11 protein-coding genes are annotated in these 14,631 nt (G+C 71.4%); 5 read left to right on the forward strand and 6 right to left on the reverse strand.

All coding sequences use genetic code 11. From position 1 onward, the window contains the following. Positions 1-51: 51 nt before the first annotated feature. Both ACFC1F_RS32030 and ACFC1F_RS32035 read right to left on the reverse strand, forming a co-directional pair. Positions 52-1,830, reverse strand: a complete 1,779-nt coding sequence (locus ACFC1F_RS32030; protein WP_376163584.1) for a hypothetical protein — start codon at positions 1,828-1,830, stop codon at positions 52-54. Positions 1,831-2,037: 207 nt separating this feature from the next. Then, complete coding sequence (locus tag ACFC1F_RS32035) at positions 2,038-4,074, reverse strand: NHL repeat-containing protein (protein WP_376163586.1); 2,037 nt, start codon at positions 4,072-4,074, stop codon at positions 2,038-2,040. A 436-nt stretch (positions 4,075-4,510) separates the two neighbouring features. Here ACFC1F_RS32035 and ACFC1F_RS32040 point away from each other — a divergent pair, with 436 nt between their 5' ends. The 3 genes from ACFC1F_RS32040 to ACFC1F_RS32050 all read left to right on the forward strand — a co-directional run bounded on the left by ACFC1F_RS32040 (position 4,511) and on the right by ACFC1F_RS32050 (position 8,402). After that, a complete protein-coding gene (locus tag ACFC1F_RS32040) occupies positions 4,511-6,223 on the forward strand; it encodes an FAD-dependent monooxygenase (protein WP_376163588.1) in 1,713 nt (570 codons plus the stop codon). A gap of 164 nt (positions 6,224-6,387) precedes the next feature. Then, positions 6,388-7,470 carry a hypothetical protein gene (locus ACFC1F_RS32045; RefSeq protein ID WP_376163590.1) on the forward strand — a complete coding sequence of 361 codons (1,083 nt, stop codon included), beginning with the start codon at positions 6,388-6,390 and terminating at the stop codon, positions 7,468-7,470. A gap of 470 nt (positions 7,471-7,940) precedes the next feature. Further along, positions 7,941-8,402, forward strand: coding sequence for a hypothetical protein (locus ACFC1F_RS32050; RefSeq protein WP_376163592.1), 462 nt, complete (start codon positions 7,941-7,943; stop codon positions 8,400-8,402). Positions 8,403-8,461: 59 nt separating this feature from the next. Here ACFC1F_RS32050 and ACFC1F_RS32055 read toward each other — a convergent pair whose 3' ends face one another. Continuing rightward, positions 8,462-8,887, reverse strand: a complete 426-nt coding sequence (locus ACFC1F_RS32055) for a hypothetical protein (RefSeq protein WP_376163594.1) — start codon at positions 8,885-8,887, stop codon at positions 8,462-8,464. Between the two features lie 203 nt (positions 8,888-9,090). Continuing rightward, positions 9,091-10,722, reverse strand: coding sequence for an SIR2 family protein (locus tag ACFC1F_RS32060; protein ID WP_376163604.1), 1,632 nt, complete (start codon positions 10,720-10,722; stop codon positions 9,091-9,093). Between the two features lie 650 nt (positions 10,723-11,372). Between ACFC1F_RS32060 and ACFC1F_RS32065 the strand changes: the two genes are divergently transcribed. Next, the gene (locus tag ACFC1F_RS32065) at positions 11,373-12,557 is read left to right on the forward strand and encodes a DUF4157 domain-containing protein (RefSeq protein WP_376163596.1); all 1,185 of its coding nucleotides are present in this window, start codon (positions 11,373-11,375) and stop codon (positions 12,555-12,557) included. A gap of 395 nt (positions 12,558-12,952) precedes the next feature. Here ACFC1F_RS32065 and ACFC1F_RS32070 read toward each other — a convergent pair whose 3' ends face one another. Next, positions 12,953-13,159 carry a DUF397 domain-containing protein gene (locus ACFC1F_RS32070; protein ID WP_148640947.1) on the reverse strand — a complete coding sequence of 69 codons (207 nt, stop codon included), beginning with the start codon at positions 13,157-13,159 and terminating at the stop codon, positions 12,953-12,955. Beyond that, positions 13,149-13,982, reverse strand: a complete 834-nt coding sequence (locus ACFC1F_RS32075; RefSeq protein WP_376163598.1) for a helix-turn-helix transcriptional regulator — start codon at positions 13,980-13,982, stop codon at positions 13,149-13,151. Before ACFC1F_RS32075 ends, ACFC1F_RS32070 begins: the two co-directional genes overlap by 11 nt. A 125-nt stretch (positions 13,983-14,107) precedes the next feature. Between ACFC1F_RS32075 and ACFC1F_RS32080 the strand changes: the two genes are divergently transcribed. Next, entirely contained in the window at positions 14,108-14,311 is a 204-nt protein-coding gene (locus tag ACFC1F_RS32080) for a hypothetical protein (protein ID WP_376163600.1), read from the forward strand. Positions 14,312-14,631 lie beyond the last annotated feature (320 nt).

Here is a 14,631-nt window from a genome sequence, read left to right on the forward strand (position 1 = left end):
TGTCGCCAACTGTTCAGAACCGTTCGCCGGTCGGGCCGGCCCCCGAGGCCGTCACGGCGATGCGGAGACGGATCCGGACGCGGAGGCGGACGCGGAGGCCGATCCGGATCCGGACGCGGCCGGCGTGCCGGTGCCGGTGCCAGTGCCGGACGGCGAACCTGCGCGGGACGGCGAACCTGTGCCGGACGGCGAACCGCTCCCGGACGGCGAACCGGTCCCGGACGAGGCAGGTGAGGGCGAGGGCGACGCCGGCTTCGGGGCGACCTGGAGGCCGATCACGTGCCCGTCGGCCGTGAGGAAGTACTGCAGGCCCGCGTAGCCGGGCGTCACCAGGATTCCCTGGGTCATCTTCGGCAGCTGGCTCGACCGGGCCAGCTCGGCGCCGCTCCCGGCGTCGCGCCACACCACCTGCTCGGTGCTGTACGTCTTGAGCCCCTGGAAGAACTTCACCGGGATGTCCGTCCCGATCAGGACGCGCTGGTCCTTGGGCCCGAGCAGGGTCGTGAAGCTGAGCGTCGTCTGGTCCTGGGACCAGGCCACCGACAGGGCGCCGTTGGCCAGGTCGATCCCGGCGAGCTTGCCCGCCCCCGCGTCCATCGCGTAGACGCGGTTGTTCTCCGGGTCCACCGAGACCATCGACGGGATGAAGCTCTGCTTGGCGCCGCTGTTGGCGAACGGCTGGACCGTCGCCACCTTGGTCGAGTCGGCCTGGGACACCGCGACGACGCTCATCGGGGTCGGGGTCGGCTTCCCGCCGTTGGTCATCGCGACCACGTAGTCGTTGATGACGGCCATCGCGGACGCCGCCGTCTGCCCGCTCTGGAGGTAGGGCACCGGCCCCCAGGTCGGGTCGGGGGCGAACGCGCCGTTCGGGTAGGAGTACCGGTAGAGCTTGGTGGCTCCCGGGAGGTAGATCTGCCCGGTGCCGCTGAAGACGGTCGTGGTGATCCGGCCGCCCATCATCTCGGGCAGCGTCACCTGGGAGAGCACCTGGAGGCTCCTCGGGTCGATCGCCACCAGGATGGAGGGCGGCACGGCCGTCGGGTCGGGGCAGTCGAGGAAGGCGCTGAACCCCTGCTCGGTGCAGCCCGGCTGGCGGTTCACGGTCTTGGCCACGATCGTGCCGTCGGGCAGCGCGTCGTAGCCGTTGTACGCGGTGTCGCGCGGCGCCGACTGCCCCGTGGGCAACGTGGTCTGCGCGAGGACGTTCCCGTTCGCGGGGTCGATCCTGGCGATGTGGTAGCCGTAGACCACCACCAGGCTGCCGTCCGCGAGGGTGTTCAGGACGCCGGGGTAGTTCCACTCGTCGGTCGCGTTGGTGTTGATGAGCACCCGCCGCCAGACCTCGTTGAAGGTGCCGGGCTCCACCCGCGAGACGAACGAGCCGGACGCCGCCGGATCGTCACCGTAGCCGCCGCCGTAGACGTAGAGCTCGTTCGGACCGCGGTCCACGATGTTGTACGGCGTGACGTAGACCTGGTCCGAACTGTGGGCGAACACCTGGTTGTTCGACTGTGCGCCCAGGAAGTGCGCGCACGCGTAGAGGTGCGTCCGGTTCGAGTCGTGCACCTCGAAGGCGGCGATGGTCGGGAACCACGGGGCGTTGCCCTCGGCGGCGGCGCACGACTGCTCGCCGGCGACGAGGGACGGGGTCCCGACCAGCGGACCGTTGGCAGCCGTCTCGTCGGCGGGCGGCGAGGAGGTCGCCCGCGGGCCGTTCCCGCCCTTGCCGGCGTCCGAACTGGAGCACCCGGAGAGCCCGACGAGCACGGCCATCACCACGGCCGCCACCACGGCCGTCAGACGGAGAACGGACAACCGGGTCGTCATCGGCGGCTCCTCAGCACGCTCGCGGCGGCGGTGCGCGGGCCCCGCCGCCACCTGATCGACGGTCAGACTGTCAGCGCCCCGGCGACCGGCCGTGGCTGGCACGCCGAACACTGCGGCCAACACGCCGACGGTCACCCAGGTGGGCGGTCGGCGCGGCCCTCGCCGGGCCGCCCGTGGCGGGGTGCCGGGGGGACGACCGTCGCGGGGTCACGGCTGCTGCGGCGGGCCGATCAGCGGGGCGCAGACCGGGGCGGCGAGGCCGATGAACACGACCAGTTCCCGGCCGCCCGGGTTGGTCTGCAGCGGGACGGTCTGCCAGTTGTTGGCGAGCCAGACGTTGCCCGAGGGGTCGATCTGCACGGCGGTGTTCCGGGACAGGCCGTCGAAGGTGTAGCCGCTGTCGGGCGGCGAGATCGCCTGCCCCGTCCGGTACCCGGGCGGGCAGGCGGAGAGCCGGGTGCCGCAGAGCCTGGCGACCCGGTGGCCGCCGAAGTTGGCGACCCAGACGGTGTCGTCACCGTCGACGGCGATGCCCCACGGCAGGAAGAGCCCGTCGTTGACGAACGGCTGGTCCGGGGTGGTCCCGTCCGGGCCGACCACGGTCACCGAGGCACCCGGTACCCGCTGCGTCACGTCCCGGACGGCGTCGGCCAGGCCGGTCGAGGTGCCGTCCTCGCACGGGAGCGGGACGACACCGCTGTTGGCCACCCAGGCGTTGCCCCCGCTGTCGGTGGCGACGCCCAGCGGGTTCGTGATGCCGCCGCCGGTGACGGTGCGGACCGGCTCGCCCTCCGGCGACAGCTGCAGGACGCTGTCGCTGCCGTTGCCCGTCACCCACACCTGGCCGTTCCCGTCGACGGCGAGGTCGAAGGGCTTGACCAGGGCGCCGTCCGGCGGCGCGATCCGGCGCGCGGCCTGCGGGTCGCCGTGCGGCACGACGGTGACGCTCCGGCCGCCGCAGTCGGCGATCCAGATGTTGCCGTCCCGGTCCGAGACCGTGCCCTGGGGCTGGACGATGCCACCCGAACGCCAGCCCTCCGCAGGGGACTTGGCCGCGCCGTCCGGGCCGAACTGCGAGACGCTGCGGTACAGCCCGCTCGGGTCGAGCGGGCACCCGGAGCCCTGGAAGCCGAAGTTGCCGACCCAGACGTCCCCCTTCGGATCGAGCGTGATGCCGTAGCCCGCGCCGTAGAGGCCACCGCCCCGGTAGGGCGCGCCCGGCACGTCCTCGCCGGTCGGCGAGAGCCGGAGCACGCTCCGGCCTCCGCAGACGGAGGTCCGGGGGTCCTCGGCGTACTCGTAGTTGTTGGTGACCCAGGCGTTGCCGTCCGCGTCGAAGGCGATGTTGCCGGGCCCGTTGATCTCGTGACCGTTGCCGGTGTACCGCAGCGCCAGTGTCCAGGCGTCGGGGGCGGTGGGCAGCGCCGGCCGGTAGAGCGGCCGCACCGCGGCCAGGGCGAACAGCTCGCCGACGTGCTCGCCGGGCCCGTGGGCGATCGCGACGGCGGCCTCGAAGGTGTTGGCCGGCTCCGGCTGCCCGGGCTGCCCGGCCAGCCGGAACAGCTCCGCGCAGGTCTGTCCGTCCACGCAGCCGGCCAGGATGTCGGCCAGCGTGTTGAAGGCGGGCAGCGTGGAGGTCTCCGCCCCGTTGGGCGCGGTCGCAAGCACCCGGGCGACGCCCCCGTCGGCGACGTCGGCGAGGTTGTGCGAGATCGCGGCGGCGTTCTGCAGCCCCGGGTAGCCGCCAGCGATGCCCTCCGGGCCGGCGAACCGGGCCAGCGCGTAGGCCGCCGCCACCGTCGTCCGCTCGTTGACCACCGCCTCGTCGACCCGGGCGGCGTTGACCGCCGCCACGCCCGCGTGCTCGCGCGCGGAGCCGAGCACGGCGGCCAGTCCGACCGGGCCACCACGGCCGCGTTCGGCGAACAGGTACAGCACCGCCCGGGGGTCGGCCGGCCGGTGGTAGCCGAGGCGGAAGCGGCCCGCACCGTCGGTCCGGCCCCGGGCCAGGGCCTCCGCCGGCGCGCCCGGACGGTCACCCGCCCGGTACAGCGTCACCTCGGCCGCCCCGATCGGGGTGTCCCCGCTGCGGACGACGCCCTGTTGGACGTCAAGGCCGGCGCCCGGCACGTGATCGGCCGTGGCGTTGCCCGGCACGCGGTCGGCCGAGGCGGGCCAGGTCGTGGTGACCGTGAGGGCCAGGAGAGTGGCTGCGAGCGGTAGCAGGCTCCTGCGTCGGCGCATGGGACGACTCCGGTGGGGACGGTGGGGGCGGTGGGGGCGGTGGCGGAGAAGGGTGCGGGCTGCCGGCAGGTCGACGGACCCGGCCGAACAGCAGCGCCAAGGTGGCACGCGGCCCCGCCCACGCGGTGCACGACGGGTGCCGGATCGTCCGAGTCGCACCCATCGGGTGAGGGCGTACCGCCTCCTGGGCCCGGCCCGCGCGGCCACCGCCCGTGCGCGCGGGGATTCCCGGTGCGGCGGCGGGACCCCGCAGGCGGGCCGGGCAGCACGGACGGCGACCCCGAGAGGTGACGGCCGAGGGGTGACGGCCGAGAGGTGGCGGCCCCGAGCCGGTCGGGCGCAGCCTGGAGGGAGGCCGTCGCGCACCGCGGGCACGGGCAGACGCGGGCGGCCGACATGTCCGGGAAGCGGTCGGCCACCGTCGAGGAGCACAGCCATGGACGAGATCGACGTACTGGTCGTGGGCGCGGGCCCGGTGGGCCTGACCGCGGCCGCCGAGCTGCGCCGCCACGGGGTCGACTGCCGGATCGTGGACAGGCTGGCCGCTCCGCAGCACTTCGCCAAGGCCGTCGGGGTGCAGCCGCGCACGTTGGAGCTGTGGGACCTGATGGGCCTGGTGGGCGCGGCGCTCGACGAGGCCGTCCCGATGCGCGGCCAGCTCCTCTTCGCCGACGGGCGGCCCGGACCGCGGATCGACCTGATCCTGCCGAACGACGTCCCCTACGGCTTCGCCGCGCTGCCGCAGTACACGACGGAACGCCTGCTCACCGACCACCTCGCCGGGTACGGCACCCGGGTGGAGCGCGGCACCGAACTGCTCGCCGTCCAGCAGGACGCGGACGGCGTCCGGGCGGTGCTCGGCACCGCGTCCGGACCGCAGGAGGTGCGCGCACGGTACGTGATCGGCTGCGACGGCGCGCACAGCCTGGTCCGGAAGGCGGCCGGCCTGCGGTTCGAGGGCGACGCCTTCCCCGAGCAGTACATGCTCGGCGACGTCGAGGTCGACTGGGACCTCCCGGACGGGTACGGCGTCCGGGCCATGCACCACGACGCCGAGGGCCGGGTGGACGACGCGCTGGTCTGCATCCCGCTCCCGGGGCGGGGGCGGTACCGGATGTCGATGATGGTGCCGGACGAGCTCTCCACCGACGGCGGCCCGGCGGAAGCCGGCTCCGGGAACGGCGGCGGCCCGGCGGGAGGCGGCTCCGGGGACGGCGGCTCCGGGGACGGCGGCTCCGGGGACGGTGTCGCGCACGGGTTGGAGGGTGGCCGGGCACCCGAGCTGCGGCACATCCAGGCCGTGCTCGACCGGCTGTCGCCCCGACAGCCGGTGCACGCCTCGGCGCTGCGCTGGTCGTCCACCTTCCGGATCAGCCACCGCCTGGTGAACAGCTACCGCGCGGGCCGGCTCTTCCTCGCCGGGGACGCCGCCCACATCCACCCGCCGACCGGGGCGCAGGGCATGAACACGGGTATCCAGGACGCCTTCAACCTGGCCTGGAAACTGGCGCTCGCGGTGCGCGGCACCGGCACGGCCGGGCTGCTCGACAGTTACGACGCCGAGCGGCGTCCGGTCGGCGAGGAGGTCGTCGGCCGGACGGTGCGGCACGCGCGGGAAGGCGTCCCCACCGACGCCGGGGACCTCGACGCCGTGCTGCGGCGCGAGGCCCAGCTGCTGGTGGGGTATCCGGACAGTCCGCTGGTCGAGCCGGCCGCCGGTGCGCCGGACGGGCCAGGGCCGCACGGGCCCGGCCCGGGCGAGCGGGCGCCGGACTGCCGGGGGCTGGAACGGGAGCTCGCGAACTACCCCGTCCGCCTCTTCGACCTGCTGCGCGGCCCGCGCCACACGCTCCTGTTCCACCTCGGTTCCGGAACCCCCGACGAGCACGTGACCACCTGCGCGGTGGCCGCGCTGTCCGCCGCCCACGGACTGCTGGACGTGTACGCGGTGCTCGCCCCGGACGCGCCGGCGCCGCAGTGGCGCCTGCCGTCCGTGCGGGACGGCGCCGGCGGGTTCGCCGCGGCGTACTCGGCCCGCCCCGGCGAGGCCTTCCTCGTCCGCCCCGACGGCTACCTCACCGGCCGCTTCCACCCGCCCACCCCGGACCGCCTGGTGGACGCCCTGCGCCGGACGTTCGGGGTGGGGTGAGGAGGCAGGGCCTGGCCACACCGCGCTGGTTCTGACCATCCGTCACATCACTGTTGTCGGAAGGCGGGAGCCGGGTTGCAGTTCTGTCTCCGTCCCTTCAAAGGTCTCGCCCGTCGGCGGATCCGCGGTCACTGTGGACGGCGAGCCGACATCCGGGGGGAACGATGAGCGACGGAATCGACCTGGCCGCAACAGCGGTCGGAATCATCTCGGCCGCTGCGGGCAGCGCCGCGGCCGGCATCGGAACCGCCGCCGGGCGGCTGGTCACCGACCTCGTGCGCTCCAGACTCCAGTCCGTCCCGGACGGCTCGGCCGCCGTGACCGCCGTCGAGGACAATCCCCAGGACCCGTCCGCCCAGGCACGTCTGACCGACGTCCTCGCCCAGGCACTGGCCGCCGACCCGGACTTCCGCGCCGCCCTCGCGCAGAACGTCGCCCTCTCCCGGACGGTGCCGCCGCCACCGCCGCCCGGCAGCATCAACATCGGCGCGGGCGCCACGGTGAAGAACAGCAACTTCGCCCTGCGCGACGTCGTGGTCAACCACATCCGCCACACCAACAACAGCACCCTGGCCATCTATGCGATCGGCCTGGTCGTGCTACTCGCGCTCGCAGCCTACGGTGGCGCGAACCTCCTCGCCGACACCGGTTCCCCCTCTCCCGGCCGCGCGGCGGCGTCACAGGGCCAGGCGGCCGAGCCGCCGGCTGTGGCAGACCCGGGGCACCCGAGTGCGACGACTGTGCCGAGCGCCCCGCACGCCGCGACCTCGCTCACCGATCCCGCACTGGTGAAGGCCATCCTGCCGGACCAGGCCGCCATGCCACCCGGGTGGACGGTCGACCGCGCCGCGCAGGTCGATCCCAGCTGCCCCGGGTGCTCGGCCGGGGTCGATTACACCGGGCCGGCCCTGCTCCGGTTCACGCTCCGCACCTACAGCACCGCCGCCAGGGCGAAGGAGGACTTCGACGGTTCCGGACTCGGAGTGGCCCCCAACATCCAGCTGGACATGCCCGGAATCGGTGACCAGCGCGTCGGGACCAGGGGCTTCTCGCTGAACCAGGTCCCGGGTAGCGTCATCACGCTGGTGCGCGTGGGCTCCCTTGAGCTGACCGTGCAGGAGTTCAAGAGCTCCTCCCCCGCCGGTGACGACGACGTCGCGACCGTCCTGGCCGTCACCCGGATGTTCGCCGAGCGGGCCCGGCAGGCGCAGAACGGCCAGACGCCGACCGCGCGGACCCAGCAGTAGGAACCGCCTGACGGCGTTTCAGTGTCAGTCCCTGCGAGCACAATGAAGTATCGCCGCCGACTTGGGGACGTCTTGCGCGGCTGATCCCCTATCCCGCGATCTCGTCGCGTGCGGCTCGCGGAGGCCGATCGGCCACACTTACGGCGCACCTCGCGCGGCACGAAACGGGGGGAGCACTCGGATGAGCCTCAACAACTTCATCGGCTTCGTCGTCATCGTTGGAATCGTCGTGGTCGGCTTCAAAATCGTCGGTTGGATCGTGGGTGGGGACGACGCGAGCAGGCAGTCGCGCTACAAGAGCGGGGGCGGGGACAGCAGCGGAAGCGGGGACGGGGGCGCCGGCGGCGGAGGTTGCGGCGGCGGTGGCCACGGAGGCTGTGGAGGCGGGGGCGGATGCGGTGGAGGCTGCGGCGGGGGTTGCGGGGGCGGTAGCTGAGCGCTCAAGTCCGCGGATTCAGGAGGGAGACAACGTGCTCGCACGACAGTTCGCACGACGCATCGACCGCGTACAAGCGGCGGTCGACGCGCTCGAACTCCCCGACGCCGTCTACAAGACGTGCCCGTTCAAGCCGCGGGAGCTGGTCGAGACCGGGCTGCGGCAGTGGCTGCGGTGCTGCGGAGCCGCGATGCTGGACCGGCAGATCATCGGCATGCCGTCGTTCGCCGTGGACGAGGCGTGGCACGGGCTGATCCTGTGCACCGAGCGCTACGCGGCCTTCTGCGAGGCCGCCTACGGCCGGTTCCTGCACCACCACCCCCAGGGCGGCGAGCTGCCCGGGAGCGCGAAGCAGGCGGGGTCGATGCACGACCAGTTGCACCGGACCGAGGTGGCCTGGTCGTTCGTGGCCCGCCCCGGTGAGGAGTGCGTCTTGTGGGACCTGGACGTCCGGGTGGGCGTACCCGAGCCCTGGGGCGCCGGCGCACACGGGTAGCCACGTGCAGGGGCCCCCGACCGCGATGGCGGTCGGGGGCCCTCGCCATGACTGGCCGGTCAAAGCGAGCCGAACTCCCCGGCCCGGACCGCGGTCACGAACTCGGAGTTCTGCCGCCACCAGGAGGAGTCCCGCTCAAGCTCTTCCAGGGCTTCGAGTCGCTGCTCGATGTGATCGAGGAACTCGGCGGGCAGCCTCACGCCATGGTCGAGGACGTAGTGGCCCAGCCCTTCCGGCCAGAGGTAGTAGCCGTCGGTGAGATCGCGGGAGCCGTTGGAGCACGAGCACAGCCTGCACCTCGATGCCCCCATCCAGGAGCCGGCGACCAGCCCGTGGTTGAGGTAGTCCGCGACCCACTGCCGTTCCGACTCCTCCCATCCGGGATCGACGAGATCAGCGGGGTTCGGCAGCGTCTGGTTCTCGGGCGTTACCCAGAAGCCCAGCAGTCGGACCGGACGGTCGACAGGTTCCCCCAGTTCAGGCATTCCCCGAGATTTCCACAGCGCGGGCCGCCGCGTCACACCGGGGTCAGGTTCCCTCACAACCAACTGGGGTCAACTTTCCGAGACCCGCACGGGGTCAGTTTTCGCGAGGCGTTGACACGCCGCCCGGGTGGGCAGCCAACGGCACCACGCAACAGGTCCACGACCTCCCGGGCGCCGGTCAGCAGGCCACCCGGCCTGCGGGGTCAAGTCAGCAGGTGGGGCCGTTGCTGCACCATCGAACGCAGCGCGATGGCGGCCAATTCGATCTCCTTCTCGTCGACGCGGAGGTTCTGTACAAGGTCATGGCGGATGCGGACGGCACGGATCACTGCCTCGAAGTCGGCGTCGAAGAAGGTCCGCAGCCGTTCCATGCGACCGCCGTCGGCATTGAGGGGGATGACCGTGGGCAGATTCCCCTGCGGGCCTCCGCCTGGTGTCTCATCGTCGGTCAGGGACCGACGCAGCTCCCCCTCCAACAGGGCCAGGCAGGTCAGCAGCAGATCCTGGTGCTGGGTGGTTCCTTTCGGATTCTCCAGGTCGGCGGGCAGGACGGGGGGTGACACGGAAGGGCGGGCCGTGTTGATGCTCTGCAGCAGCTCCGGGACGAATGCCTCGCCCCATGTGCCCATCTCCGTAGGGCGGGTGACGGTCGGCCCCAGGCCCGCTGCCGGGTGATGCAGCTGAGGCAGGTCGGGGAGAACGTTGACGACTGCGGGATCGACCGGGCGGCGGCTGGCGACGTAGCTCTGCGACAGAGAGTTGCCGCTGCCCGAGTCGTACACCACCACGGCCGCCTTGGACAGGGCCATGTCGATGGCCATGAGGTCCATCCCCGGGTCCTGAGTGCGGATGTCGTCGATACCCAGAGGTAGTAGCCCGGTACGTCGGGGCACGGCCTGGAAGACGAACTCGCGGTAGAGCGCGAGCAGCGGACGGCTGGCCACGAAGAGGGCCAACTGGGGGGCGACGGCCGGTCGGCGCAGCTCGGCGGAGGCGGCATCGGTGCGGATCTGCAGCTTCTTCGCGATCTCCTGCTCCCACAGGGTGCGCAGTTCGGTGAAGAACTCAGCCAGCACGACGGCACGGTCTGCCGTGGGGTCGGGGTCGAGCACGATGGCCTTGATGCCGCGCCGCTGGAATCTGGCGGCCTCGTCGTGAGGGTCTGCGGGCAGGATGGCCCAGGCTGGGCGGGTCATGCGTCCCAGGCGTTCACGGAGAAGTGCGAGGATCTCACGCAGATCGGCGTCGTCGAGGCTGTAGCCGAAGAAGACGGGTTCACGGGTGAGCAGCCACCACGAGAGGGCGGTCGCCAGCAGTGGGCTGCGGCGTAGGAAGCCGTCGTAGTCGTCCTCGGTCACCACCAGTTGATCGGGGTGGCGGAGGTCGCCGTGGAACTTCAGCAGGCGCGTGGCCTGACGGCTCGGTTGCAAGGCCAGCTGGGACTCCCCGAGGAGCGGTTCGTACGGTCGGCGCTGGTCCTCATAGGCACGCTCAAGCAGAAAGTCGATGTTGGTGGTGATCACGCGGTCGAAGGGCAGCTTGGCGAAGGACTGGTGCACCGCTCCGGGGGCGAGGTCCCGGACGAGCAGCAGCTCGGACAGCCGCTCGACCAGCCGCGGACGGCCGAAGGTGTCGGCGTAGGCGCTCAGCGCATCGATGGGCCCGGCGTCGTCGGGCCCGAGCAGGTCCTCGCCCAGCTGCTTCCCCAGTTGCTTCCAACCCGGCGGCCGGCGCTGGTCGTCGGTGACCGCCGTAGCGCTGATCCCCGCCCCGATGATCGGCAGCCACCTCCCCGCCGTCAGAGCCTTCTGCAATCCCCCCGGCAAGCGTTCCACGTAACGCAAGGCCGCTCCAGGTGTGCTCGTGGAAACCCGTAGGTGTCCCCCATCAGATGGTGGGCGAAGCGTTGGTGCAACCACTACGCGGCCGCCCGAGTGCCCTCGTGGGCCGCGGTCCGCAGTGCAGCCGAACTGCGGTTGTCCCGGCGTGGCTCTGCTCCACAGTTGTCGCATCGCACCGGACGACCAGGAAGGCACACCAGCGGTGAACCGGCGCCCCGGTGCCGGCCGGACTCCTGCCCCGTAGCCGTCGATGCCGGGGTTTGCGCCCAGGCCGGGTCCGAGCCCGTGGTCGGCGCCCGGGCCAAACGGGTGAATGGCACCGCGGAAGCGGCACCCTTGCCAAGCCGCCTGCCTAGCGTGTGAGGAGAACGGCATTCGTTGCGCTAGGAGGAACTGTGGCCCGGTCCGGATCGGCCCACCTCAACCGGCAGGCGGCCCGTGTACGGGCCGGTTCGACGGCCCCGGCGCCGCCCCAGGGGGCATGGACGGCGGCGCCGCCCGTGCTCGCTCCGGGACCCCAGGTCGACTTCAGCCGCGTCCCCGTGCGCGCAACGTCCCGGGCACCCGTCACCGAGGCGGCGTTGGAAAGGTGGTTGCGGACAGAGGCAGACACCCGGTTCCGGGGTCCCGGCGAGCACCTGCCGGTGGGTTCGGTCGCAGAGGCGCTGCAATCACCTGGCCGTCCGCTTGACGGCGGGGTGCGGCAGGACATGGGGCGGGCGCTGGGCCACGACTTCAGCCGAGTGCGGGTGCACACCGACGCGACGGCGGCCGAATCCGCGGCCGGTCTCGGTGCGGCCGCGTACACCGTCGGCCGCGACATCGTCTTCGCGGCCAACCGGTACGACCCGGCGACCAGGTCCGGGCGCCTGCTGCTGGCCCACGAGCTGGGCCACGTCGTGCAGCAGGGCGGGGGCCAGGCCGATCCGGTCGCGGCATCAACCGTGCCGGCGGCGCTCGACACCGGTGCCGAGGACGTAGCCGATCGATGGGCAAAATCGGTGTGCGACGGTGGCGTCGTCTCGCCGAGGGCGGCCGATCGACGCCCGCGCACAGTGATGCCGTCACTGTTCGAGAAGGTCCTCAGATTCGCCGGGCGCAGACTCGCCCGACGGACGGTCGCCACGGTTTCGAAACACATCGCCAGGCACGCGAGGAACATCGCGGGGCGAGCGATCCACTCGGTCTTCCGCAACCCGCGGACGATCCGCACGTTGATCGAGAGCACCCTGCGCGAGGCCACCGAGGTCGCTGCTCGTCATGCGACGACACCGGCGGAGCAGGTCATCGAGGAGGGGGCGATCAAGCTCATCCGTCAGACGACCCCGACCCCGGGCAAGTTCCGCTACCTCGTCCAGAAGGTCTTCAAGACCGAGATCGGGACACGGGGTGAGCGGGTGCTGAGAATCGTCCTCGACCAGACCGGCCGTATCGTCACAGCCTTCCCTGCTGACCGGCTGGCCGCGATCGGCCTCGGGGTGGCAGCGATCGAGACCCTCACCGCCAGGACCGCGCACGCCGGCGCGGTCGTCCGCGAGCAGGCGGAACAGGTCGAGCGCGAGCGGCAGAAACGGGAGAGCGGCATCGACTTCTGGGATTTCGTCCCGCTCATCGGCGATGTCTGGGGTGGTTCGCTCAATGAGGGCGAGGACCAGGAGCTGCGCAGGGCCCAAGAGGTGAGCCAGCTCATCCGGGGGACGATCGCCGACGTCGAGGCCACCGAACACCGCACGCTCGGCCCCGCTGAACGGCTGGAGTTGGACCAGCTGATTCGGGCAGCCATCACCTCGCCCCTGATCGAGGACGGCGATGCCGAGGCCGCACCTTGACGGGCCCGCACGGTCTCCGTCATCGGGTGGTCACGTGTCCCGGGCGATGAAGGCCGGGGCTCCAACGGGGCATAGATGTGGAGCCTTTGATGCAGTTGGCGACGGCCTGCACAGTGAAGTGCAGACCGTCGCCCACATGGACAACCCCTCCAGGGCAGGGGCCGTCGACAAGCCGGCCCGAAGCCGGTCGGGCTGTCGGCGGGCGGCTGACGAACAGTTGCACCGGACCGAGGTGGCCTGGTCGTTCACGGCCTGCCCCGGCAAGGAGTGCGTCCTGTGGGACCTGGATGTCCGGGTGGGCGTACCCGAGCCCTGGGGCGCCGGCGCACACGGGTAGCCACGTGCAGGGCCCCCCGCCGCGATGGCGGTCGGGGGCCCTCGCCATGACTGGCCGGTCAAAGCGAGCCGAACTCCCCTGCCCGGACCGCGGTGACGAACGACTGCCAGGCACCGGCGGGGAAGACCAGCGCCGGGCCCTCGGGATCCTTGGAGTCACGGACGGGGACAGCTCCGCTGAATCCATCCGCAACCTCAATGCACCCGCCCCCTCCGTTGCTGTAGGAGCTCTTGCGCCACTTGGCGCCCAACAGGTCAACGTGCATGGCGTTCAAGTTCCTTCCGTACCGCACGGATCATGGCCAGGCTGTCCGCCCTGGAAAGCGCGTCCACCTGGAGCCGATCGTACTTTCCAGCCCATCCGGCGACCGTGTCGGCGTCCTGCTCCAGGTAGCCCCGCTGGAGCGTCTCCGTGTATCCGACCATCGTCCGATTGGGCAGGGTGAGGAGCGTCACCGGATGTGACAACGGGCGATCCTCGGCAAGGGCGTACGGGGCCACCTGAATGACGATGTTCGGCCGACAGGACAGGAACTCAAGGTGAGAGAGCTGTTTCACCATGACAGTTGAGCCGCCGATCGGACGCAGCAGCACTCCCTCGTCCACGACGGCATGAATGGCCGGCGTCCGGTCAAGCAACCTCTGACGCGCGCACAAGAGATTCAACCGCTCATCAGCTTGCACCCGGGTGGCTTCACCTCTCCGCACGATGGCGGCCTCGTAGGCAGCGGAGTAGTCATGGTGCTGCAAGATGCCGGGCACCATGCCAGTCTCGAACAGCCGCACACCGATGGCTTCGCGCTCTTTGGCGGTGTACTCGGGAAAGCCTGGGATCAGCGCCCCGTTCTTCCAGCTCCACCAGAGCAGCTCAAGCGATCCTCCGGCAGCCAAGACCTCTTCGGCCCGCTGAACAAACTTTAAGCTGGGGGCCTGCTTTGCCGTCTCCACATTGGAGATGTAGACGCTGGAGTACCGGACCAGCGCGCCAAATTGGACTTGGGTCAACTCCTTGTCCTCCCGTGACCTGCGAAGCTGAACGGCAAAAGCCGCGAGCGGCGATGACGTTGGATCAAGTGTCCGACGGTTCATGATCGTTCCAACTTAAAGTCGCGTGAACTAGAGAGTTGAAATGCTTCCGATGGTAGCCCCACCCACGTCACCATGAACACAGGTCGTAACGGCCTCACTCCACACCGCTACCCCCTGGAGCCACCATGTCCAGCTGCCCCCGCATGCCCGTCAGCACGCCCAAGGTCGGCGAGATCGTCCGCGATCTCGCCCACCGGACCGCCGACGGGGAGCCCGCCGAGGGCGTCTACATGGAAACCCTTGCCGGCCTTGCCTACCTCCGGCCCGCCGGCGGCGGCTGCGAGTGGACCACCAAGCCCGAACACGTCCAGCGGCTCGACCACCCCTGAGGCCTCACCGTCCAGCACCCCGGCAGGACCCGCTCGCACGATGTCGCGTGAGCCCAACTCCCGTCATGCTGCCGGGAATCGCTGAGACAACGGGCCCCTCGGCCCACGCCTCCCGATCTTCGGCCTGCACCTCACCACGTGCGTCATCGTCGGCCTTCCCCTTCCCTTCACCCTCCTGCCGGCAACGACCACATCCGACCGAACAGACCCCCGACCCCCGACCCGGCCCCCGCCCCCCGCCCGCCCGGCGGGGGGCCCCCACCCCACCACCCACACAGGATCCCATAAATCTGGACCCCCACCCCCGACACCACAACAAA

The sequence above is a fragment of the Kitasatospora sp. NPDC056181 genome (assembly GCF_042266225.1).
In the GTDB taxonomy this organism is placed as follows: domain Bacteria; phylum Actinomycetota; class Actinomycetes; order Streptomycetales; family Streptomycetaceae; genus Kitasatospora.